Origin of the sequence: Pseudoalteromonas sp. MMG012, assembly GCF_018100875.1 — a bacterium.
Lineage (GTDB): Bacteria > Pseudomonadota > Gammaproteobacteria > Enterobacterales > Alteromonadaceae > Pseudoalteromonas > Pseudoalteromonas aurantia.
Genome location: NZ_JAGJEF010000027.1, coordinates 38,518 through 59,049 on the forward strand (window position 1 = coordinate 38,518; position 20,532 = coordinate 59,049).

Sequence of the window (20,532 nt, forward strand, 5' to 3'; positions counted from 1 at the left end):
ATTTTCACGGAGTTGAGCAATGAAAGTACGTGCTTCCGTTAAGAAAATCTGCCGTAACTGTAAAGTTATCAAACGTGCTGGTGTAGTACGAGTGATATGCAGTGAGCCTAAGCATAAGCAAAGGCAAGGCTAGTAAAACTCATGCAGGCTAAGTAATAATACTTAGCCTGTGTTTTTAAATGTGGTTCGGTCTTCGTTTGAGTATCCTTACGGGCTTTTCAAACAGATGGGAATCGAATCGAAATATAGGAGATGTGTTAGTGGCCCGTATCGCTGGCATTAACGTCCCTGATCATAAGCATGCAGTAATCGGTTTAACTGCTATCTATGGTGTAGGTAAAACTCGCTCTAAGGCTATCTTAGCAGCGACTGGTATCGCCGAAAATACTAAAATCGGTGAGCTTTCAGACGAAACACTTGACGTACTTCGTGAAGAAGTAGGTAAGTACACTGTTGAAGGTGATCTTCGTCGTGAAGTGACTTTAAACATCAAGCGTCTTATGGACCTTGGTTGTTTCCGTGGCTTACGTCATCGTCGTTCGTTACCACTTCGTGGTCAACGTACTAAGACTAACGCGCGTACTCGTAAGGGTCCTCGCAAGCCTATCAAAAGATAAGGTGAGGTAAGTTATGGCTAAAGCACCAATTCGTCGTAAAAAGGTTAAAAAGCAAGTTGTTGATGGTATGGCACACGTTCATGCATCATTCAACAACACGATTGTAACCATCACTGACCGTCAAGGTAATGCTCTTTCTTGGGCGACTGCAGGTGGTTCTGGTTTCCGTGGTTCACGTAAGTCTACTCCGTTCGCTGCACAGGTTGCTGCAGAACGTGCAGGTACTGCTGCTCAAGAGTACGGTCTTAAGAACCTAGAAGTATTCATTAAAGGACCAGGTCCAGGCCGTGAGTCTGCTGTTCGTGCTTTGAATGCTGCTGGTTACCGTATCACAAACATCACTGACGTGACGCCAATTCCACACAATGGTTGTCGTCCACCGAAGAAACGTCGCGTATAACAATAGGTTAGGAGAAAGAACATGGCAAGATATTTGGGCCCTAAGCTCAAGCTGAGTCGTCGTGAAGGTACTGACCTGTTCCTTAAGAGCGGCGTGAGAGCAATCGACTCAAAGTGTAAACTTGAGACAGCACCTGGTCAGCATGGCGCACGTAAAGGTCGTCTATCAGATTATGGTTTACAGTTACGTGAGAAGCAAAAAGTTCGTCGTATCTACGGTGTACTTGAAAAGCAATTCCGTAATTACTACAAAGATGCTGCTCGCCTAAAAGGTAATACTGGTGAAAACCTATTACAACTTTTAGAGCAACGTTTAGATAACGTAGTTTACCGTATGGGTTTTGCAAGCACACGTGCTGAAGCACGTCAGCTAGTAAGCCACAAATCGGTAATGGTTAATGGTCGTGTTGTAAATATTCCTTCATTCGTAGTTACTCCAGAAGATACTGTTGTAATTCGTGAGAAGTCTAAAAAGCAAGCACGTATCATTGCAGCTCTAGAGTTGGCTGAGCAACGTGAAAAGCCTACTTGGGTTGAAGTTGACGGTAAGACATTGGAAGGTAGCTTCAAGCGCCTACCAGAGCGTTCTGATCTGTCTGCGGACATTAACGAACAATTAATCGTCGAACTTTACTCGAAGTAAAGTTAAGAGTTAAGAGAGGATAAAATGCAGGGTTCTGTAACTGAGTTCCTAAAGCCAAGATTAGTCGATATCGACGCTATCAACCCAACGCGTTCTAAAGTTGTTTTAGAACCACTTGAGCGTGGCTTTGGTCACACTCTGGGTAACGCTTTACGCCGTATACTACTTTCGTCTATGCCAGGATGTGCAGTAACTGAAGTTGAAATTGATGGTGTATTGCATGAGTACAGCGCGAAAGAAGGCGTACAAGAAGACATCATTGAAATTTTGTTAAACCTTAAAGGTTTAGCTGTATCTCTAGAAGGTAAAGATGAAGTTTTTCTTACCCTGACAAAATCTGGTGTAGGCCCTGTGACAGCGGCAGACATTCAGCACGATGGAGATGTAACAATCGCCAACCCAGATCACATTATTTGTCATTTAACGGCAAATAATAGCGAGATCAGCATGCGTATTCGTGTTGAACGTGGTCGTGGTTATGTGCCAGCGTCAAGTCGTTTATCCTCTGATGACGATGAGCGTCCAATCGGTCGTCTGTTGCTAGATGCATCATTCAGCCCGGTTGAACGTATTGCGTACTCGGTTGAATCAGCCCGTGTTGAGCAACGTACAGATTTAGACAAGTTAATCATTGATATGGAAACAAACGGCACTTTAGATCCTGAAGAAGCGATCCGCCGTGCGTCTACTATCTTAGCTGAGCAATTAGATGCATTCGTAGATTTACGTGATGTTTCTGAGCCAGAAGAGAAAGAAGAGAAGCCAGAATTCGATCCTATTCTGCTTCGTCCAGTTGATGATCTTGAGCTAACAGTACGTTCAGCAAACTGTCTGAAAGCCGAGCAAATTCAATATATCGGTGACTTAGTACAGCGTACTGAAGTCGAGCTTCTGAAAACGCCAAATCTTGGTAAGAAGTCTTTGACTGAAATAAAAGATGTACTGGCTTCACGTGGTCTTTCTCTAGGCATGCGCCTAGAAAATTGGCCTCCGGCAAGCTTAGCTGAATAAGCTAAGTTACTATATTAGTTTAGTTAGAAGGATAGGGTCATGCGCCATCGTAAGAGTGGTCGTCAATTAAACCGTAACAGCAGCCATCGTAAAGCGATGTTCAGCAATATGGCTAGTTCATTGGTGAAGCACGAAATCATCAAAACAACTGTGCCTAAAGCGAAAGAGTTACGCCGTGTAATTGAACCTTTAATCACACTGGCTAAGACTGACAGTGTAGCAAACCGTCGTTTAGCGTTTGCTCGCACGCGTGATAATGAAGTAGTTGGTAAGTTATTCAGCGAAATTGGTCCTCGTTTCGAAGGCCGTCCAGGTGGTTACACTCGTATTCTTAAGTGTGGCTTCCGTGCTGGTGATAATGCACCAATGGCTTATGTTGAACTTCTAGGTCGCCCTGTGGCGGAAGAAGCTCAAGAAGACGCGCAGTCTGCAGAGTAAGTCTTGTAGAAGACACTAAAAAAGCCGAGCAATAGCTCGGCTTTTTTGTATCTTATTTTTAGTCATTTCACATATACTCGCTATATCTCACACCTTTTCATAATAATGCCCATAACATCAAGAAGATAAAGTTAAGATTACTTTTTAGCATGGCTTGTTTTATCTTTACGACCTTTTAATACCTGCCTTTTACGCGTAGAAATACTGGCTAAGAGTTATAGCGTTTGCTTTGTGTGTAAAACTTGGAAAGCAGATAAAAAATATAATAATCAAAATCTTGCTAGGTTTAGTTACGAATGATTACTAATTAACAAATATTCATGAAAATAGAGATGTCTACCCATCCCCATTCATCGTATTTATAATGAGTATAAGTGCTTGTTCCAGTTGCGTTATTCTCATCGATATGCAAAGGCCTTATAATTACCTTAAAGAATATAAGGCGACAGGTTTAGGATTTCCACAAACACTGCGCCAATTTACGTCATCAAGAGGGTAAAATTGTGCTTCAAGAATATCGTCAACATGTAGAAGAGCGTGCCGCTCAGGGTATCGTCCCTAAGCCATTAGATGCACAGCAAACCGCAGACTTAATCGAACTCGTCAAAACACCGAGCGCAGGTGAAGAAGAGTTCATCTTAGACTTACTAGTTAACCGTGTGCCGCCTGGTGTAGATGATGCTGCTTATATTAAAGCGGGTTTTCTCGCAGCGGTTGCCAAAGGCAATACACAATCACCGCTGATCAGTAAAGAGTATGCAGCTGAGTTACTTGGCTCAATGTTAGGGGGCTATAATATTGCCCCGATGATTGAGCTGCTTGATGACGACGCGTTGGCGCCAATTGCAGTAAAAGGTCTGTCGCACACATTGTTAATGTTTGATGCTTTTTACGATGTAGAAGAAAAAGCCAAAGCGGGTAATACATACGCTCAACAAGTTATTGAGTCTTGGGCAAACGCACAGTGGTTTACTGATAAACCAGCAGTTGCAGAAAAGATTTCCGTCACGGTATTTAAAGTAACCGGCGAAACCAATACGGATGATTTGTCACCCGCACCAGATGCATGGTCTCGTCCCGATATTCCGTTGCATGCTTTGGCGATGCTGAAAATTGAGCGAGAAGGTATTATTCCAGAGAAATCGGGCGAAATTGGCCCTATTTCACAGTTAGAAGACTTGAAGAAAAAAGGCTTACCACTGGCGTACGTAGGTGATGTAGTTGGTACTGGTTCATCACGTAAGTCGGCCACTAACTCGGTGTTATGGTTTATGGGAGATGATATTCCATTTGTGCCAAACAAGCGGGTTGGGGGTGTTTGTTTAGGTGGAAAAATTGCACCTATCTTTTTCAACACAATGGAAGACTCTGGTGCATTACCAATTGAGCTACCCGTTGAGCAGCTGCATATGGGCGACCAAATCGATATTTTCCCTTATGAGGGGGTGGTTAAGCGCCATGGTAGCGATGAAGTCCTTTCTACCTTTGCATTCAAGTCAGACGTGATCCTAGATGAAGTACGTGCCGGTGGCCGTATTCCTTTGATCATAGGTAGAGGCCTAACAGATAAAGCGCGTACCTCTTTGGGCTTAGAAGCTGAAACTATCTTCCGTAAGCCTGCCGCTGCTGAAGTATCAAATAAAGGCTTTACGTTAGCGCAAAAAATGGTGGGTAAAGCCTGCGGTGTCGAAGGCATACGCCCTGGCCAATATTGTGAACCAAAAATGACCACCGTTGGTTCTCAAGATACAACAGGCCCTATGACGCGTGATGAGCTTAAAGACTTAGCATGCTTAGGTTTCTCGGCAGATTTAACCATGCAGTCTTTCTGCCATACGTCTGCTTATCCGAAGCCAATTGATGTGAATACACATCATACTTTGCCTGATTTCATTATGAACCGTGGTGGTGTTTCATTACGTCCGGGTGATGGGGTTATTCACTCTTGGTTGAATCGTATGCTGTTACCAGACACAGTGGGGACTGGCGGCGATTCACATACGCGGTTCCCGCTCGGGATTTCGTTTCCAGCAGGCTCGGGTGCAGTCGCATTTGCAGCCGCAACTGGGGTTATGCCATTAGATATGCCAGAGTCTATTTTGGTACGCTTCAAAGGAGAAATGCAGCCGGGGATCACGCTACGCGATTTAGTCCATGCCATACCGTATTATGGTATTAAGCAAGGGTTATTAACGGTTGAGAAAAAAGGCAAAGTCAATGAGTTCTCAGGCCGAGTACTTGAGATTGAGGGGGTTGAGCATTTAACCGTTGAGCAAGCCTTTGAACTGTCTGACGCATCTGCTGAACGTTCTGCAGCAGGGTGTGCGGTTAAGCTTTCTAAAGAATCAATCGCTGAATACCTTAACTCAAACATTGTTATGCTTAAGTGGATGATTGCAGAAAGCTATGGTGATGTACGAACCATCGAGCGCCGTATTACTAAAATGCAAGAATGGTTAGCTAACCCAGAGTTAATGGAAGCCGATGCTGATGCCGACTATGCCCATATTATTGAGATTGATTTAGCTGATATTAACGAGCCTATTTTATGCGCGCCAAATGACCCTGACGATGCGCGTTTGCTTTCAACCGTACAAGGGCAAAGCATTGATGAGGTCTTTATTGGTTCATGTATGACCAACATAGGTCACTTCCGCGCAGCGGGTAAGTTATTGGATAACTATGGCGGCCGTTTACCAACACAGCTTTGGGTTGCACCACCGACCAAAATGGACAAAGACCAACTTACCGATGAAGGCTACTATGGTATTTTTGGTCGTGTTGGCGCGCGGATAGAAACGCCGGGGTGTTCATTGTGTATGGGTAACCAGGCACGCGTTGCCGACAAAGCAACGGTTGTATCAACTTCAACACGTAACTTCCCGAATCGTTTGGGTACGGGCGCAAATGTATTTTTAGCATCCGCTGAGCTGGCTGCAGTGGCTGCCATTATTGGTAGACTACCTACAACGACGGAGTATCAAGAATACGCAGAGAAAATTAACGCAACGGCAGCTGATACCTATCGTTACCTTAACTTTCATAAAATGCCACAGTACACTAAAAAAGCCGATGATGTGATCATTCAACAAGCTGTGTGATCATTATATGCAATGAAAAAAGCCGGCTGTATTGCCGGCTTTTTTGTGGGTGAAACACCGTAATCAAAGTATTATAACAATATGAAATAAATATCTAAAAATAATTCAATTATCGGTTTGTTGTTGCGTTTTGTTGGTAATTTAATAGGTAAATTAGACAGTATTTATTTTCCATTCGCTTAGAATTATCGCCAATTTCTCATCAATAGGCGAGCGCAAAATGACCGCAGTAAACAATCAGAATTTGCTTCAACTACGTTTCATCAAACAAGCGCATATCAACGCAGTGAAGCCCTCATTTAATCAATTACCGAGTAACCCCTATGCCGATGGTGCATTTAGGAAACGCCGTTACTCTGTGGTTAAATTTGTTCAAGATGAAGTGTCACTTCAGCCAGCCAAAGCATTTGTGCAAGACGATGCCATTAACACCTTTCAGGGCAATGTCGAACGAGTATACGAAAACCTAGAAGACAGCTTATTGCAAAGTACAGGCTTTAAACATTTGCTTAGTGAATTTAGAGCGATGACAGGTATTGCAGAAGAGCGTGATATTGAAGTGCACCAGTTCCGCATGCTTGCCATTGAAAGCGATACGCCCCCGGCACCAGAAGGTATTCACCAAGATGGCTTCGATCATGTGTGTGTATGTGGTGTGTCTCATGAAAATATCGCTGGCGGCGAGTTATTGGTGTATGAAAACAAAGATGTTGAACCATGTTTTAAAATGGAAATAAAAGACGGGTTGTTTGCTTTGATCAATGACCGTGAAGTGTGGCACAACGCAACACCAATGAATAAACTAAATGCTGATGAAGTCGGTTATTTAGATTGTTTTGTATTTACCGCATAACGAGTGAATGATGGACCTAACTAAACTACGACGCCAATTTCCGGCATTAATGCAGCAAGTCAACGGCCAATCGCCGATTTTTTTAGATGGCCCAGGTGGCTCGCAAGTACCTCAGTCGGTATTGAGTGCTATGTCGGCTTATTTAGGGTATTACAACTCTAATTTAGGCGGGGCGTTTTTCTCTAGTGAAAAAACCGTTGACCTACTAAGTAATGCGCGCCAAGCCGTGGCTGATTTACTGAATGCACCCAGCCAAGAGCAGATCGTGTTTGGTGCCAATATGACCAGCTTAACCTTTAGCTTCAGTCGTGCTATTTCAAGAGACTGGCAAGCAAGCGATGAAGTTATTGTCACTAACGCCGACCACTTCTCGAATGTGTCGTCTTGGCGTCAAGCGGCAGAAGACAAAGGCGCAACAGTTCATGCCCTACAAGTGAATGATGCTGACTGCACCCTTGATTTGACCCAATATCAGCAGTTACTTAACAGCAACACCAAATTAGTCGCGGTGACTTACGCATCAAATACCACAGGGTCTATTAACAACATTAAGCGCATTGTTGAATTGGCTCATCAAGTTGGCGCGCTCGTGTACGTTGATGCGGTGCATTATGCGCCACATGAGCTCATTGATGTGCAAGCACTAAACTGCGACTTCCTAGCGTGTTCAGCCTATAAGTTTTTTGGCCCACATGTGGGTATTGTGTATGGTAAACGCGAGCATTTGGAAGGTTTTACCCCTTACAAAGTGGAGCCTGCCAAAGATATCCTTCCTGGTCGCTGGGAAACCGGTACGCAGAGCTTTGAGGGCTTAGCTGGGGTGGTTGCTGCCATTGACTATATTGCAAGCTTAAATGGGTTACCTGAAACAACGCCTCGTCGGCAGCGCTTGAGTGAAGCATTTGCAAACACCAAGCAGCATGAAATGGCATTAAGTGAATACTTTTTAACGCGCTTGGCCGAGTTTCCAGACATTACGTTATTTGGCATAAGCGACTTAACGCGGTTGGCTGAGCGTACGCCTACCTTTGCATTGACCTTTGAAGGCATTGCCCCAAGAGACGTCTCAGAGTTTTTAGGTAAGCAGCACATGTGTGTGTGGGATGGCAACTTTTATGCGCAAGGTTTATGTGAGCAACTGGGTGTAATGGATAAAGGCGGCGTCGTGCGTATTGGGTGTATGCATTACAACACGATTGATGAACTAGAAACATTATTTAGTGCGTTTACGGCCTTATTTAATCGCTCATAACTCGCTAATAATTCGCTAAGACTGAGCGGGGAAAGCGTCGATTAATAATTCGGTATACTATACGCTATCAGTTAGCCAAAAATTGAGCGCTAAAACATTTTAATAATTCTAGTGCTCAGTTTTATCTTTGGCTATTTAAATGTTTAAATTAACAGCCAAAGCGAGGGTTATTGCTAATACAGCCTAAATAGCTCATACACTTCCATACAGGTAACGTATAGTCGCCTGCACCTGCTACATTGGGCGTTAATTCTGCTGGCAATGTTTTCGCATTATGTTTTAAATCTTTCATGTTTTTTTTCTTTAGTACGAGTTTCATGTTGTATTCCTTTAAATTTGGAGTACAAAATTTAACCATACGTACTATGCATGTAAAGTGAATAATATTTATACAGATAAATACAATGGTGCTTTTAATGACACTTAACGGGGTTATTTTTAATTGTTCATACAAGGGTTTTTATATTTAAAAGTATTAAAACCCATGTAAGAAAAAGATAAACAGCTTAAATATTATCTTCAATAAAGTTACTTAATGTACTAATACGTGCACTCATGCCTTCGATGATTTTGTCTTTTACTTTTTCTCTTATTACATTGGGGAGGCGTGTCATAGCTTCTGGGGTAATGGCCAATAAAATACTGTCTTTGAGTGCTTTGGCGCTGGTAGAGTGCTCTTTATGGCAAATAAAAGCGCCTTCACCAATAAACTCCCCAGGGCCTACGCGGCCTAATTCAAGTAACTGACTTTTTTTGAAAATTATAAACTCGCCACTTAATACAATAAACAAGCGGTTATCGAGCTCAAAGCGTTTAAATGCATGATGCTTTTCATGCACTAAATATAAATGACTAAATGACTCAAGTAATACCTGCCGTTCAGACAGAGTAAACTCATTGAAAAAATTGAGTCGATTGATGATCTCAAGCTGTTTTAAAAGTGGAACATTTTCGAGTAATTTCATGCTAATGGCATAACAGACGTAACATAGGGTAAATAGTGGCGGGTTTTTATCAATGGATCAACGTATTTTAAAAAGCCATACGGGGTATGGCTTAGCGCACTTATAATTAGCAGCCAGGATCATACGGAGAAGTAGGGCAAGTTAACCCTTGGTAACTCATACAACCTGCGTTATAAGGCGATGACGCATATTGCCCACCAGCCGCTTGAGGGGTTAACTCTTTAGCAAGTGTATGCTGGCTGTTATCTAATTGTTTTAGTGACTTTTTGTTGAGTTTTATTTTCATGTTAATTCCTTTACGTGTTGTATTTTTATGTTGTACCGAACGAGTCGGTCTAAATAAATTACGCAATGGTTGTGTGTTTTTCAATCAAGTTTAATTCATGTAGTGGGTACACATTATGCGTAACAAAATGTGTTTTTAACTCAGGATCAAGAAGGAGGGCGCTAATCGGTGTCTAATAGGGTGTTTTAATAGATAGTGCGCATTGGTGTTGCAAGAGGTCGTTAAGAGGTCGTTGTAACAGGTCGCTAAGTCAGAGAGTATAAGCAATTGGTCAAGAGATATTGATAGAGCATCATGACAGTAGCCATAAAAACGAATCAAAGTTGTCTGCCATTATAAAACAGAGCCCCAGAACACGCAGTAAAATCAGATTGGGGCTACTCTGTTGTATAGCAATATCATTTAAGCAACCAGTGCTGCACCAGCCTGATTATTTCCCATTAATTGCGCAATATTAGGGCTAGAAAAGTCATTGCCAAAAATAAGCAACATTTCATAAACCTGGGTAATACTCATCACGGTTTTACCACTTTCAAAATTGCTGATGGTGGCTTGATCGACGCCTAACATATTACCCAGCTGCTTTTGAGTAAGACCCCTGGTTTTACGTAAATTGCGAATCGACTTTTGTAGTTCTTTTTCAAATCGGTTTATTTTGGTTTGTCTTTTTTTAGAGTTGTTTTTCATGTTACACCTCGACCGATGAGTAAAGGGAAGCACTCTGAGGGCTTACTTTAAGTGCGTCAGAGAACCCAGCTAAAAAGCGCAGCATGGCAAATGCACTTAGGCTAGTTTGTAAGCAAAGGGTGTACAACTTGTTGTGTGGTGCGTTAAAAACACCGTTAAATCGCGTATTATGCGTATTTATGAACAAATCACCTTGTGGTTGACGTTCTGTACAAGAAATATGCGCATCAAGTCGGCACATAAGCACTGTACTGGCCGTATTGATAGTGCTATTAAGTCCGTTAATAGACGGGGTATTCGCTTCGATATCCATGTTAAAGCATTGTATTGACATATTATTTAGCTAATTATGTGTTGGTGTTAATATATTGTGTTATTCGGTGTGGAAAAATCTCCTCATCGAAAAATAAAATACGACGAAATAACAAATAACGTTACAAAATGATGAAATATAAAGAAAATAGTGCAACTACTCGTGAATTTTTGCGGGTAAAACCACGTCATTGTGGTTGCGTAGAGAGCAAAGGCTTTTCATGCGGTTGCATATAATGGCTAAGCTCGTTTACAAGCGGATGAAATGAAGTACATTGAATGTCACGGCCATAAAACCATACTTTTGAAATCATACTTTTTAAGGCAAGCAAGCGTAAGCCAAAGCGGTTTAAATCAGCGCCGTTTAAACCAGAGCCGTTTAATCCAGCGCTGAGTAGCAGAAAGCATAACTTAACTGATCCCCTTTTTTACTTATAGCCCTCGGTTACTCATTGCCAGTCGTTTGTTTATCGTTACAACAGTTTGAGCCAGTTGAGCTAATCATCATCGCCAGTAATGCACCACAACAGAGCGCCCAGCCAATATAAATCAACCCTTCAAAGTTATCGTAGATTAATGTCCAAGATTTCAGTTCGAAATGGGACCATGCAATATTTTCTAAAAGGGCGAGTAAGTAGATCAGAGAAGCGTAAATGTAAAGCCAATGGAATATGCCATCAAAGTGCGTTAAGGCGATATTGTTTGATTTAGATATGAGTCGAGAGAGTTGTACTCTAAAAATTAATACAAACACTGTGATTATGCTTAAAATAAGTTGAGTACCATAAATGATTGTGCCTTGGAGTAGCTTATTGTCGCTGGGCGTGACGTAATTTATTAGGCCACTATCGAATATTGGGTAATTAACGGCTGTTAGAATAAAGATAAACCCAGCAATATGAGTAACATTAATATCTTTTCTATACACGCCGTAAGCTGCGCAAACACCAAGCAGTAAAAAATAAAGGGGGTGACGATTAAGTGACTCCATAACGGGCTAAATAGTAATATCACTGACATGATGTCTAGCAGCTTCGACTGACCATTTTTACTCGCTTCGCCACGTACTGCTTTCACTTGGTTTAGTAACACCGATAAATCGAGTTTGCAGAATGTAAGCCATTGGAATAATCGTGAAGAGGGGATATCACTCACACCAATTTCATAGTTGTGAATGGTTTTTCTGTCACATTTGAGCTTTTTCGACATGCCTTGCTGCGAAATACCGGCATTGATGCGCATCGCTCTTAAGTCATCACCATCTATCATATTTTTCCTTTTTTAATGAACATAGTATTTTGAAATACAGGGTCTGTAAACCGACGCTGTATACAAGGAGTGTTTACTGAAAATACATGCAGTAGCTCAATGTTGAATAGCTCAATGCTAAATAGAACAAGTGTACCGGGTAAATGTGACTCTATTTTGTTAGAGGAGGAGAGTGACTGACGAAATGGCTTTGAGGCGAAATGGTTTTGGGACAGGCAGTAAGTCGGGAGGTTATAGTAACCACCCGTTTATAATCTAACTATAAGCGCTGGGGTACTTAAAACTTGAAAGTGATACCTGTATAAAAAGCTGTAGTAAGAAAACCGTATAAAATGCGAGCGATATAAAGAAATTTGAAGACGCAGCTAATTCACGGCTAAATCATAGCGTATTACGTCTTCTCAATTTATTTCGCTTCTTTAAGAAATAGCTTCTTCTTTTTCATCATGATGGTTTGATTTTTTAGAGGTGATCATCATGGCTACTAAGGTGCCACAATTTAATGCCCAAGCAATATAAATCAACCCTTCAAAGTTATCGTAAATTAAGGTCCAAGATTTCATTTCGAAATAGTTGTACATTACATCTTCTATCAGGGCTAAAAAATTAATCACTGCCATATAAATAAAAAACCAATGAAAGATACCATCAAAGTGGGTCAATTCAATGTTTTTTGATTTGGAGAGCAGTCGAGACAGTTGTACTCTAAAAATTAATACAGTTGCCGTTATTAGAGTAAATAAAATCTGAGTACCGAAAACAAGAACGATTTGCAATAACTTATTCTCATCAGGTGTTATGTTATTTATCAGGCCCATTTCAAATATTGCGTGGCTAATAGTAGTCAAAATAAAGATGAATCCAGCGATGTGGGTTATGTTGATGTCTTTTTTAAAAGCACCATATGCTATGCACATACCAAGCAACGATAAGTATAGGGACATAACAATGCGATCATCCCAGAGTTGAATATAAAAAAAAGCTAGAGAGATGATGCTGAGCAAAATAAGGCTTGAGGGTTTCATTATCTATCCTTGTGAACTATCTATGGGAATAATGGGCGCACGATTAGCAGATACAGCCCTTGGTGTTTTTTTTGCACTGTTACCACCAGCCACCAAAATACATGTTCTTTGTTCGATAGTATCTATTTTCTGATCGCCTGCAAGTTTTTCCGTACGCGGTCCATTTCCCTTTATTAAAAAATTCATAGCGCTAAGAGTTTTAAGTAGACTTATTTTTTGCATTTTTCTTCATCCTGTAAGCTTGGGTTTTTTGTACGATTGACTTGATCACGGATCTGCTTAATTTCGTTTAACAAGGATCCTGAGTCTATCTTACAATATACCAGCCACATGAAAAGCTGTTTAGAGCGAATATCGCTCACACCTAACTCATAGTTGATGACGGTCTTTCTATCACACTTAAGTTTCTTAGCCATGGTGTCTTGAGAAATACCTGCATTGACTCTCATCGCCCTTAGGTCATCACCATCTATCACATCCTTATCCTTATTTTTTTAGGGGAGACGTTGTTCCATATATGCACATACACACTGTTAACAATGAATGCTTCAAGGTAAGGAGTGTATCAGTGAAAAAGCAGCCAAATATTGTGCTTTTAGCCGTATTAGGACTTCGGTATACATAATATTTCGAAACGCCTAAAATGTAAACATCATGTTTACATCCGTTGACAGAGTTTGGTGAGAATTTGGTGAGAGCTGACTGAGATGTGATGGGAGATGAGGTCGAGTTCCGGTTGTTGGCAGTGAGCGCCCCGCAGGAGAGCTGAAAATGGGGTAAGTAAACGCAAGGAGTAAATAGAACTTCCTAAAAAGAGGTATAAAGCCGCCAGCTATTACGACTTTTTAGTGTGGTTTTATTTAGGTGCTAAGCGCGTATTCATGTTATTTACTGGTATTGCGACGTTAAACAACAAGACTAAATGTAGATTTACCCAGATCTTAATTTTGTTACGTTGCGCTTATGTCCCAATTTTATATAGTATTCAAGTATTGCCATTGCGATGAAAAAAAGGATGTAAAATTGCTTAGCTTGCAGCGTCTGTTTATAAAATTGAAAAAGTTAGTATTCCGTGACAATTCAAGTAACCTGCGGATGGAAACAGAGCGGGTAGCAACTGAATGGGTCGCGACTGTCGAAGAGTTGATTCAGTTAAGTAATCACCGAGATGGCTACAAGAGAGAGAATGCCGCTGCAAAGTTAGGTTATTTAGGTGATCCGATAGCAATTCCAAGTTTGCTTCTGCGTGTTAATGATTGGGTCCACAAGTTAGGGCAGCTGCAATAAAGTCACTTAAAAAATTGATCATAACAGAGCACCTAGACTCAATTATTCAATGCTTGCCACATATATACCATTTAAGAGAGTGCCATAGAGCAGATCACGAACATCTCATCCAACACATTGAAGGTTTATTGTTGGCGGAATCAAATCAATATTATTTGCTCGATGGGCTTCATAACGCAAATAGTGATATTGCAAGATTGTGCTTACAGTTAGCAATTCGAAGTCAATTTATTGATGTAGCTAATTTATTGTCGGTTGCTTTTTTAAGCAAAGACGTTTTAGTGAGAATGAACGCCTTTCGATGGGCTAAAAAAATGCACCCTGACGAGTTAGAGAGCTATTACTCGTCTTTATTGAAAGACGCATTTATGCCTATTCGAAAGGAATCATTGCGGTATTTACTCTGTGCAGATGATGCTGATACGGTTGCTAAAAATGCTTTATTTGACCACCATACCTCGGTACGCGAGCTTGCCATAAAGTATTGCCTTGAAAATGGCGAAGACGCCGTGTCGTTGTATCGGAATAATTTCACAACAAGCGCAAAAACCAAAGCTGCTATTTGGGGACTTGGCTACCTTAACAGTCATGATGACTTGGAAAAAATCAAATCTTTTTATAACAGTGTAACGCCCTCTTTGAGAAAACAGGCGCTTAATAGTTTGTTAAGGCTTGACCCACAAAATAGTGAAATATACCTGCTCAAAGGGTTAAAAGACCCAGCGCCATCCGTGTGTAAAAACTCTGCAAAGTTAATTGTGAAGGTGAAGGTTCATGTTGGTGTGAATGAACTGATACGTATAATCGACGAATCAGTATACCCTCATACTGCATTATCTTGTGTGGCTATTTCTCATCACCTTAACAAATGGGATAGAGCTGTATTTTTACTTTCATGGACAGTAAATGAAAAAATGTCGTCAACGCTTAAAGAAGCGCAATTTGAAGCTGAACTGGGGATCTGGAATAGTGACTACAATCGTTCATTTATACAACCTACTCAAGCTCAAATAGCGACCTTAAAGGCTTTAATAGCGTCTGTAGGTATTGAACAAAAGTCTAAGCAATGGAAAGGTTTAATCAGCATTATTATAAGTACAATTTAGTTGGTTTATTTAAAGGTACTGTCACAGGACACTCCCAGCTTCTTCGGCCAGCAGTAAACAAGCTTCTCCTTCTGGTAAGGCATTATCAAGGAAACTGTATGCAACAGAGTTATCGTGATTATTATCAAGCATTAAGCTTGGTGATATGGGGAAACCGTTTTGCTGCCACACTTTATTGTATTCTAATTTAAGCAAGCCTGTTTCTTTGTTCAATACGAGTGAACCGATTAATCAATCCGAAAATTTTGTGTTTAGGCTGTGGGCATCTAATTTATTATCCATGTGTTAAACCCATTCGCTGTCTGCTAAAGAGTGAGAGCTGGGAGTTAATAGCTCTTTTGTCGTGAGTTTGATCCCTAAGCCTTGTAAGACTGAAAATACTGCGGATAAAGTGCAATTAGCATTGCCGTTTTCAATACGTGATAGGGTATTTATGCCAATTCCACATAGCGCTGCGCAGTCTGCCAGCTTCATATTCAACTTTGTTCGTTTTGCTTTGATCAGCTTACCTAGTATTGCCGCATCTTCTATGTATTCAGAGCTGGGCATGTCTGACACTTTAACGCGATTAGCCATATTGAAAACACTCAATTATTCACCATTAATAGTGATTATATTCGTGGATCTAATATAAGCAATAAAAATTTACTACTATTAGTGAATAAAACAAGTAGTCGTTAGAATGGGAAGTATATTCATCACTATTGGTGAATATATGTTGTACTGCGAGTGATTCAAAAAACATTCACTAGTAGTGGTGAATTTAGGTTCATGCGAATCAAAAGGGTCAAAAAGGGTCAGGGTCGCTAACTTATAAGCCAATACTATCATTTTACTGATTGAGACTTAGATTAACCAAAATAACTCAGACGCTAAAAACAAAAAAGCCCAGTATGACTGGGCTATATCGGGTGATTCTGAATTGATTTAGAGGTTACTCAATATTCTGGATCTGCTTCTTGAGTGTAAAATAGGAATCTTTAAATTACAGTTGGTTATCTTTGGTTTTTACTAGCAAGAAAGGGCGTCTGCCACCACTCCTGCCACCATTGTTTTTCGGTTAACCCTGTGTCGAATTACTCTATATTCCGAGGCTAGTTTAGCAGCTTTTAATCCACTCTTGTATATCACTATAGCGCCAGCCGATACGGCTTCCTGTTAGTGGCACTCTAGCGGGGAATTTCCCTGCACGTTCTAGTCGCCAAATGGTTGTACGGGAGAGGTCAGTTAGGCGCTGTACTTCTTTTACGCAAATGATCTTATCGGGTGTGTTTAGTTGTGGCGGTTCATTCCTGGGCTGAATTTGTTGTGCCAAGTACTCCAAAAGTTGAAAGCCGAAAAATTCCGTAATTTCTTCGTTAACTTGGATATACTCAATTTTATGCTGCTTCTGTAACTTTGTGAGCGCTTCAATAGTGCAATGCAAGAAAAGAGCGGCTTCAGCCTGAGAAAAGCGCTGATAAAGGCATATACCCATACTATCTGCCATATCACATATTTGTGGAGTAAACGGATGCGCCATATTTAAGCTCTATTCCCTTCTTGCTATACCTGACAAAGTTGAAATTTTATGGTTCAGGGTTCAAACTGTTCATATATCAGTCAATATAGATAGTAATGTATGGAAGCCAAAGAGCAAGATTCAATTTATCGGCCAAAAGATGACAAGCTGGTTTCACGAATTAACGCCTATCACACTGTAATGAAGGAAAAGCGCAATATTGAACTGAGTCTTGACCTATTCAAAGATAAAGAATGGGCTGAGCGGTTGGGTTCGACACAGGAACTCGAACAGGCGCACAAAGTCATTTCAACTAGCCTAGAAAAGGCCATCATGAGTTTTAGTGATAGCGATTTGAAAAAAGCCAGTGAACAAAAACTCTTAGACGATACACAGCTCCATGAAATGCGAATTAACCAAGCTAAAGCAAAGCTCGGTACACTTCGTCAATCTCAAGATAGTTACGAGAAAAAATACGGTAAATCAATTTAATAGAGTGACTGAGTTAAATCGATTATTTCGAGTAACGCTAAATAACAAAGTAAATTTGATTATTTTAAAATATCAGTAAAATCAGTTTGATAGATTTAATTGATAACACAAGTTTATGAAAGTAACTGTCTATACTACAAAATGAGGGGCGGGGAAGTCTCCAATCTCAACCAATATCGTTCACGACCACGGTTTTGCGTTAGGAACAAACGAGCCATACCATATTTATGACGAAATATTACCTGAAGATCAGTTTATAGCCGTTGATCTCAATGAGCCTTTTCCTGTGATACCTGAGCATATAGATATGGTCTTCGATCTTGCAGGGGCACTTTCAAACAGCGCTTTAAGTATTAGCACGGCTATTGCGCAATCGGACTGGGTGATTATACCTATCTATGACGAGTACAAGTCCATACTGGCGTGACTAAATACCCTTGCCGAAGTTTTACACCTCAACAAAAATGTTCTTGTGGTGGTAACCAAACTGCAAAAAACTTACCGCGACAAAGGTAAAAGCTGGTATGAGTGCGAAAGTTTTAGGCACATTCAATCGCTTGTGCATGAAAAGTTTGGTTGAGATATTCCAGTGCTACCACTGAAGTTTTCCAAGGTATTTGATGAGATCTTTAAATCCAAAAAATCAATCTCACAGCTTCAAGCTGCGTCACCACTTGCCAAGTTTCAATATAGGGAAGTGAGTAAGCAATTCGATGCCATTTATTCTTTAATTCTCCCAAAAAATGAGTCAAAAAAATAGCCTGACAAACATCAAGCTTAGTAACAAAAATACACTATCTAATTTGATGCATCAGCCATCACAAATAAAAACCAGTGGCAGAACAGCAAAACCCGCTGCGGAAAAACAGTCAGAGCTGGTTGGTTTAAGATTTACGCCGTCAGAGCTTGCAATCATCAAGAAAAAGGCGGGACTAGTGCCAGTGGCTACTTTTATAAAGAATGAACTAGTTGAAAAGGCAAGTTTATTGACGAAGTGAGCGCCACGTCATGGTTTTATGTTATGAGGAGAATAACGTATTTTTTAGGGGCTACCATCTGACTAAGAGACTTATTTATCTACAGCTTTTATCCAAGCTTTAAGTTTGTTAACTTTTGTGTTTTTTATGTTAATATTAGTTGTGTGTTCAATGTAGATAATCCTCACATGAAGGTAAAAGGATAAGGATGTGATAGATGGTGATGATTTAAAGGCTATGAGGCTCAGAGCAGGCATATCTCAGGAAGCTATGGCGAAAAAGCTGGAATGTGATAGAAAAACTATCATTAACTATGAGTTAGGAGTGAGTGATATTCGCTCAAAGCTGCTTTTTATGTGGTTTATGTATTGCAAAGTAGATATGGGAGCTTTTCTCAGTGAGATTAAAAAGGTCCGAAAACAAGTTAACGGTACAGAAGGTATAAGTTTAGACGATGACGAATCATAATGTTAGTGTTGATATATTGAAGCATATGAAATTTTTTATGAGTACTTTTTGCAAATATGCACAATTAATGTAAGTTATTCTATATCGACAATATGCTGAGTTTTAAGCTTTATAAAGTGGTTAGTCCGTTTTGTAATTAGCTACCTTTGGGGTTCTGCCAGTTTTCCAAATTCAAAAACTTGGCAGCAGAAAATGTACATAGGAATTGTTATCATGAAATTAATAAACGAAAAAGTTTTACATCACATTAAAGGTGGATCTATTTATAAACCAAATAAGCCTTCTGCGGTTGGTTACTCCCCCGAAAACTTGATTCCACCACCAGTTAAGGATAGTCAGGGATAGAGATGAAAGTATCTAATCTAATATTTATCACGATCATTGCATTGGCAGTTTTTTATACCCAAGTTGCTAATCCAGATTATGTAACATTTTTGTATTTAACTGTATTGACATTTGGCGTGGTATTTGGGGTCCTTAAAAAGGATCCAAATATCACTCACATATCTGCGATTCTTGCGCTTGTCGCTATCAGTGAATATGTGGTTTTTTCATATAATATTATTAGCTTGGGTGGAGAGCTAGACGATTACCTTATCGTTGGTTCATTAGTGTTTGGTGTGCAACTAGCAATAAACCTTATTGCTGTTCTCTTGCTGATTTGCAGGGTTCAACTATCAAAACTAATATCCAAAACCACATCTAAAAACATTGAACTAACAGCTTTTGATGGCATTTTTCATTGGTTCTTTATTTTTGCTGGTATTATTAACTTGCTTGCATTACTGGAAAATGTGTTACGTAACGGATTTGACTTTAATTCTTTGACCTTTATTTACGATATATATGAAAACCTTGGCTATATGATTATAGCGCTTATTTGCGGAACTTTAATTACGATGCTAGTTGTATCAGCAAGAGACGGACGGGTCACTCAGTAGTTGTTTTTATTTATCCAAACTCCTATTGATGGCTAAAAGGTAACGTATTTGGTAAGAAGCGACGAACAACTTAACTAAGTCGCTTTTTTCATTTAGAATTACGTAACAGCATATTTTGAAATACCGAGGCGTGGAGTATATGCAGGATGTACACACTGTCTTTTGATGTATCGTATTGATAGTACAAGTTGTAGTCTCGGTAAACAAATCGCCTGACATTCTTTTCTTTATTGTATAGCGGGTGAGAGCAAGGGAATGTAGCTAAGTTTTCAACTGCGCTGTGCAAGAATTCTTCACAAAAACTTCTGGCTCTGGCTCTGGCTGGGTTGTCTTCAGCTATAAAACATTCGACCAATTCAAGGTCGGTTTTGGCTTTGCGGGTTAATAGTACTTTTACCATTGAGATGCAGGTTTAGAAAGTATCTGTGAGATGTTGCCTGCGTCAAGTTCAACCATATCAGCATTAGCCACATCTTGAAGACCTTGTTCAATACCCGAATCAATGCGCTTTTTTACGTACTCTGAAACCGCCTCGAAGATAAGGTCTTCAGGCGACTGATAACCTGAGTTATTAGCCTCATTTTGTACGAGATCGGCAACATTACCATGGAGAGTAATAGTCATAGGGTTTACTCTTAGAAAATAAGTCTACCTCTATTATATCAGAAGTTGGTCAAAGTCAAATGGTTGTTTAGTAAACAGGGGGGTGCTTTTTACGTTCTTTTTGAAGCCATACATCAGCAAGTGTTAAACTACTGGTTGTCAATATATATGACACAATATAATGACATCGTGGCTTAAAGCGTAGCGCTTAATAAGTTATGTTTTAGTACTTTTAAAGGCAGAGCGTAAGACTTTAACTCCTTGCTTTAGTTTGTCTAAATCAAGGATGAAATCAAAAA

Annotated in this window: 31 protein-coding genes; 16 read left to right on the forward strand and 15 right to left on the reverse strand. The window is 40.2% G+C overall.

Going from position 1 to position 20,532, the window contains the following annotated elements; all coding sequences use genetic code 11:
* Positions 1 to 19: 19 nt before the first annotated feature.
* From rpmJ to J8L97_RS11285, 9 genes are all read left to right on the forward strand, one after another.
* Positions 20 to 133 carry a 50S ribosomal protein L36 gene (gene rpmJ / locus J8L97_RS11245; RefSeq protein ID WP_002959476.1) on the forward strand — a complete coding sequence of 38 codons (114 nt, stop codon included), beginning with the start codon at positions 20 to 22 and terminating at the stop codon, positions 131 to 133.
* Between the two features lie 127 nt (positions 134 to 260).
* Positions 261 to 617 carry a 30S ribosomal protein S13 gene (gene rpsM / locus J8L97_RS11250; protein WP_010363725.1) on the forward strand — a complete coding sequence of 119 codons (357 nt, stop codon included), beginning with the start codon at positions 261 to 263 and terminating at the stop codon, positions 615 to 617.
* A gap of 13 nt (positions 618 to 630) precedes the next feature.
* On the forward strand, positions 631 to 1,017 hold the full coding sequence (gene rpsK, locus J8L97_RS11255) for a 30S ribosomal protein S11 (RefSeq protein WP_010363724.1): 387 nt from the start codon (positions 631 to 633) through the stop codon (positions 1,015 to 1,017).
* A gap of 21 nt (positions 1,018 to 1,038) precedes the next feature.
* The gene (gene rpsD / locus J8L97_RS11260) at positions 1,039 to 1,659 is read left to right on the forward strand and encodes a 30S ribosomal protein S4 (RefSeq protein WP_119861573.1); all 621 of its coding nucleotides are present in this window, start codon (positions 1,039 to 1,041) and stop codon (positions 1,657 to 1,659) included.
* A gap of 24 nt (positions 1,660 to 1,683) precedes the next feature.
* Positions 1,684 to 2,670, forward strand: coding sequence for a DNA-directed RNA polymerase subunit alpha (locus J8L97_RS11265; RefSeq protein ID WP_210996837.1), 987 nt, complete (start codon positions 1,684 to 1,686; stop codon positions 2,668 to 2,670).
* 39 nt (positions 2,671 to 2,709) lie between these two features.
* Entirely contained in the window at positions 2,710 to 3,108 is a 399-nt protein-coding gene (gene rplQ / locus J8L97_RS11270) for a 50S ribosomal protein L17 (RefSeq protein ID WP_192506002.1), read from the forward strand.
* Between the two features lie 503 nt (positions 3,109 to 3,611).
* Positions 3,612 to 6,209, forward strand: coding sequence for a bifunctional aconitate hydratase 2/2-methylisocitrate dehydratase (gene acnB, locus J8L97_RS11275; protein WP_211049749.1), 2,598 nt, complete (start codon positions 3,612 to 3,614; stop codon positions 6,207 to 6,209).
* 220 nt (positions 6,210 to 6,429) lie between these two features.
* Positions 6,430 to 7,062, forward strand: a complete 633-nt coding sequence (locus J8L97_RS11280) for a 2OG-Fe dioxygenase family protein (protein ID WP_210996835.1) — start codon at positions 6,430 to 6,432, stop codon at positions 7,060 to 7,062.
* Between the two features lie 10 nt (positions 7,063 to 7,072).
* A complete protein-coding gene (locus J8L97_RS11285; protein WP_211049752.1) occupies positions 7,073 to 8,314 on the forward strand; it encodes a cysteine desulfurase-like protein in 1,242 nt (413 codons plus the stop codon).
* A gap of 148 nt (positions 8,315 to 8,462) precedes the next feature.
* Here the strand turns inward: J8L97_RS11285 and J8L97_RS11290 are convergent, their stop codons facing one another.
* The 10 genes from J8L97_RS11290 to J8L97_RS11335 form a co-directional block, all read right to left on the reverse strand.
* Positions 8,463 to 8,633 carry a hypothetical protein gene (locus J8L97_RS11290; protein WP_192505999.1) on the reverse strand — a complete coding sequence of 57 codons (171 nt, stop codon included), beginning with the start codon at positions 8,631 to 8,633 and terminating at the stop codon, positions 8,463 to 8,465.
* A 187-nt stretch (positions 8,634 to 8,820) separates the two neighbouring features.
* A complete protein-coding gene (locus J8L97_RS11295; protein ID WP_210996834.1) occupies positions 8,821 to 9,279 on the reverse strand; it encodes a cyclic nucleotide-binding domain-containing protein in 459 nt (152 codons plus the stop codon).
* A 106-nt stretch (positions 9,280 to 9,385) separates the two neighbouring features.
* Complete coding sequence (locus tag J8L97_RS11300) at positions 9,386 to 9,565, reverse strand: hypothetical protein (RefSeq protein ID WP_192505997.1); 180 nt, start codon at positions 9,563 to 9,565, stop codon at positions 9,386 to 9,388.
* 402 nt (positions 9,566 to 9,967) lie between these two features.
* The gene (locus tag J8L97_RS11305; protein ID WP_210996833.1) at positions 9,968 to 10,252 is read right to left on the reverse strand and encodes a helix-turn-helix transcriptional regulator; all 285 of its coding nucleotides are present in this window, start codon (positions 10,250 to 10,252) and stop codon (positions 9,968 to 9,970) included.
* Between the two features lies 1 nt (position 10,253).
* Positions 10,254 to 10,586, reverse strand: coding sequence for a hypothetical protein (locus J8L97_RS11310; protein WP_211049754.1), 333 nt, complete (start codon positions 10,584 to 10,586; stop codon positions 10,254 to 10,256).
* 423 nt (positions 10,587 to 11,009) lie between these two features.
* Complete coding sequence (locus J8L97_RS11315; RefSeq protein ID WP_211049757.1) at positions 11,010 to 11,492, reverse strand: hypothetical protein; 483 nt, start codon at positions 11,490 to 11,492, stop codon at positions 11,010 to 11,012.
* The gene (locus tag J8L97_RS11320) at positions 11,438 to 11,833 is read right to left on the reverse strand and encodes a helix-turn-helix transcriptional regulator (RefSeq protein ID WP_211049760.1); all 396 of its coding nucleotides are present in this window, start codon (positions 11,831 to 11,833) and stop codon (positions 11,438 to 11,440) included. The genes J8L97_RS11315 and J8L97_RS11320 overlap by 55 nt, the downstream gene beginning before the upstream one ends.
* Before the next feature lie 419 nt (positions 11,834 to 12,252).
* Positions 12,253 to 12,858 carry a hypothetical protein gene (locus tag J8L97_RS11325; protein ID WP_211049762.1) on the reverse strand — a complete coding sequence of 202 codons (606 nt, stop codon included), beginning with the start codon at positions 12,856 to 12,858 and terminating at the stop codon, positions 12,253 to 12,255.
* A 3-nt stretch (positions 12,859 to 12,861) separates the two neighbouring features.
* Positions 12,862 to 13,080, reverse strand: coding sequence for a hypothetical protein (locus J8L97_RS11330; RefSeq protein ID WP_211049764.1), 219 nt, complete (start codon positions 13,078 to 13,080; stop codon positions 12,862 to 12,864).
* Complete coding sequence (locus tag J8L97_RS11335) at positions 13,068 to 13,334, reverse strand: helix-turn-helix transcriptional regulator (protein WP_192505992.1); 267 nt, start codon at positions 13,332 to 13,334, stop codon at positions 13,068 to 13,070. Before J8L97_RS11335 ends, J8L97_RS11330 begins: the two co-directional genes overlap by 13 nt.
* A 547-nt stretch (positions 13,335 to 13,881) precedes the next feature.
* On the opposite strand from J8L97_RS11335, the gene J8L97_RS11340 reads away from it, so the two are divergent.
* On the forward strand, positions 13,882 to 14,145 hold the full coding sequence (locus J8L97_RS11340; protein WP_211049769.1) for a hypothetical protein: 264 nt from the start codon (positions 13,882 to 13,884) through the stop codon (positions 14,143 to 14,145).
* Positions 14,146 to 14,276: 131 nt separating this feature from the next.
* Positions 14,277 to 15,251 (forward strand): HEAT repeat domain-containing protein, encoded by a 975-nt coding sequence (locus J8L97_RS11345; protein WP_211049772.1) that lies wholly within the window; start codon positions 14,277 to 14,279, stop codon positions 15,249 to 15,251.
* Positions 15,252 to 15,272: 21 nt separating this feature from the next.
* On the opposite strand, the gene J8L97_RS11350 is transcribed toward J8L97_RS11345, so the two are convergent.
* The 3 genes from J8L97_RS11350 to J8L97_RS11360 all read right to left on the reverse strand — a co-directional run bounded on the left by J8L97_RS11350 (position 15,273) and on the right by J8L97_RS11360 (position 16,773).
* Complete coding sequence (locus tag J8L97_RS11350; RefSeq protein ID WP_312037154.1) at positions 15,273 to 15,479, reverse strand: HipA N-terminal domain-containing protein; 207 nt, start codon at positions 15,477 to 15,479, stop codon at positions 15,273 to 15,275.
* Between the two features lie 57 nt (positions 15,480 to 15,536).
* Positions 15,537 to 15,842 (reverse strand): helix-turn-helix domain-containing protein, encoded by a 306-nt coding sequence (locus tag J8L97_RS11355; RefSeq protein WP_247688645.1) that lies wholly within the window; start codon positions 15,840 to 15,842, stop codon positions 15,537 to 15,539.
* 508 nt (positions 15,843 to 16,350) lie between these two features.
* A complete protein-coding gene (locus J8L97_RS11360) occupies positions 16,351 to 16,773 on the reverse strand; it encodes a helix-turn-helix transcriptional regulator (RefSeq protein ID WP_247688646.1) in 423 nt (140 codons plus the stop codon).
* A 99-nt stretch (positions 16,774 to 16,872) separates the two neighbouring features.
* Between J8L97_RS11360 and J8L97_RS11365 the strand changes: the two genes are divergently transcribed.
* From J8L97_RS11365 to J8L97_RS11380, 5 genes are all read left to right on the forward strand, one after another.
* Positions 16,873 to 17,244 carry a hypothetical protein gene (locus tag J8L97_RS11365; RefSeq protein WP_211049776.1) on the forward strand — a complete coding sequence of 124 codons (372 nt, stop codon included), beginning with the start codon at positions 16,873 to 16,875 and terminating at the stop codon, positions 17,242 to 17,244.
* 743 nt (positions 17,245 to 17,987) lie between these two features.
* Positions 17,988 to 18,242 carry a hypothetical protein gene (locus J8L97_RS11370; protein WP_211049779.1) on the forward strand — a complete coding sequence of 85 codons (255 nt, stop codon included), beginning with the start codon at positions 17,988 to 17,990 and terminating at the stop codon, positions 18,240 to 18,242.
* 189 nt (positions 18,243 to 18,431) lie between these two features.
* Positions 18,432 to 18,689, forward strand: a complete 258-nt coding sequence (locus tag J8L97_RS11375; protein ID WP_211049782.1) for a helix-turn-helix transcriptional regulator — start codon at positions 18,432 to 18,434, stop codon at positions 18,687 to 18,689.
* Positions 18,690 to 18,902: 213 nt separating this feature from the next.
* On the forward strand, positions 18,903 to 19,034 hold the full coding sequence (locus tag J8L97_RS23810) for a hypothetical protein (protein WP_282098518.1): 132 nt from the start codon (positions 18,903 to 18,905) through the stop codon (positions 19,032 to 19,034).
* A 2-nt stretch (positions 19,035 to 19,036) separates the two neighbouring features.
* The gene (locus tag J8L97_RS11380; RefSeq protein WP_211049785.1) at positions 19,037 to 19,630 is read left to right on the forward strand and encodes a hypothetical protein; all 594 of its coding nucleotides are present in this window, start codon (positions 19,037 to 19,039) and stop codon (positions 19,628 to 19,630) included.
* An 88-nt stretch (positions 19,631 to 19,718) separates the two neighbouring features.
* Here the strand turns inward: J8L97_RS11380 and J8L97_RS11385 are convergent, their stop codons facing one another.
* Positions 19,719 to 20,030 (reverse strand): type II toxin-antitoxin system RelE/ParE family toxin, encoded by a 312-nt coding sequence (locus J8L97_RS11385; RefSeq protein WP_211049788.1) that lies wholly within the window; start codon positions 20,028 to 20,030, stop codon positions 19,719 to 19,721.
* A complete protein-coding gene (locus J8L97_RS11390; RefSeq protein WP_211049791.1) occupies positions 20,024 to 20,254 on the reverse strand; it encodes a hypothetical protein in 231 nt (76 codons plus the stop codon). Before J8L97_RS11390 ends, J8L97_RS11385 begins: the two co-directional genes overlap by 7 nt.
* Positions 20,255 to 20,532 lie beyond the last annotated feature (278 nt).

Coding starts and splice junctions, on each gene's coding strand:
- rpmJ (WP_002959476.1), top strand. CDS start 20: ATGAAAGTACGTGCTTCCGTTAAGAAAATCTGCCGTAACTGTAAAGTT.
- rpsK (WP_010363724.1), top strand. CDS start 631: ATGGCTAAAGCACCAATTCGTCGTAAAAAGGTTAAAAAGCAAGTTGTT.
- rpsD (WP_119861573.1), top strand. CDS start 1,039: ATGGCAAGATATTTGGGCCCTAAGCTCAAGCTGAGTCGTCGTGAAGGT.
- J8L97_RS11265 (WP_210996837.1), top strand. CDS start 1,684: ATGCAGGGTTCTGTAACTGAGTTCCTAAAGCCAAGATTAGTCGATATC.
- rplQ (WP_192506002.1), top strand. CDS start 2,710: ATGCGCCATCGTAAGAGTGGTCGTCAATTAAACCGTAACAGCAGCCAT.
- J8L97_RS11280 (WP_210996835.1), top strand. CDS start 6,430: ATGACCGCAGTAAACAATCAGAATTTGCTTCAACTACGTTTCATCAAA.
- J8L97_RS11285 (WP_211049752.1), top strand. CDS start 7,073: ATGGACCTAACTAAACTACGACGCCAATTTCCGGCATTAATGCAGCAA.
- J8L97_RS11290 (WP_192505999.1), bottom strand. CDS start 8,633: ATGAAACTCGTACTAAAGAAAAAAAACATGAAAGATTTAAAACATAAT.
- J8L97_RS11295 (WP_210996834.1), bottom strand. CDS start 9,279: ATGAAATTACTCGAAAATGTTCCACTTTTAAAACAGCTTGAGATCATC.
- J8L97_RS11300 (WP_192505997.1), bottom strand. CDS start 9,565: ATGAAAATAAAACTCAACAAAAAGTCACTAAAACAATTAGATAACAGC.
- J8L97_RS11305 (WP_210996833.1), bottom strand. CDS start 10,252: ATGAAAAACAACTCTAAAAAAAGACAAACCAAAATAAACCGATTTGAA.
- J8L97_RS11310 (WP_211049754.1), bottom strand. CDS start 10,586: ATGTCAATACAATGCTTTAACATGGATATCGAAGCGAATACCCCGTCT.
- J8L97_RS11320 (WP_211049760.1), bottom strand. CDS start 11,833: ATGATAGATGGTGATGACTTAAGAGCGATGCGCATCAATGCCGGTATT.
- J8L97_RS11325 (WP_211049762.1), bottom strand. CDS start 12,858: ATGAAACCCTCAAGCCTTATTTTGCTCAGCATCATCTCTCTAGCTTTT.
- J8L97_RS11330 (WP_211049764.1), bottom strand. CDS start 13,080: ATGCAAAAAATAAGTCTACTTAAAACTCTTAGCGCTATGAATTTTTTA.
- J8L97_RS11360 (WP_247688646.1), bottom strand. CDS start 16,773: ATGGCGCATCCGTTTACTCCACAAATATGTGATATGGCAGATAGTATG.
- J8L97_RS11365 (WP_211049776.1), top strand. CDS start 16,873: ATGGAAGCCAAAGAGCAAGATTCAATTTATCGGCCAAAAGATGACAAG.
- J8L97_RS11370 (WP_211049779.1), top strand. CDS start 17,988: ATGAGTCAAAAAAATAGCCTGACAAACATCAAGCTTAGTAACAAAAAT.
- J8L97_RS23810 (WP_282098518.1), top strand. CDS start 18,903: ATGAAATTAATAAACGAAAAAGTTTTACATCACATTAAAGGTGGATCT.
- J8L97_RS11380 (WP_211049785.1), top strand. CDS start 19,037: ATGAAAGTATCTAATCTAATATTTATCACGATCATTGCATTGGCAGTT.
- J8L97_RS11385 (WP_211049788.1), bottom strand. CDS start 20,030: ATGGTAAAAGTACTATTAACCCGCAAAGCCAAAACCGACCTTGAATTG.
- J8L97_RS11390 (WP_211049791.1), bottom strand. CDS start 20,254: ATGACTATTACTCTCCATGGTAATGTTGCCGATCTCGTACAAAATGAG.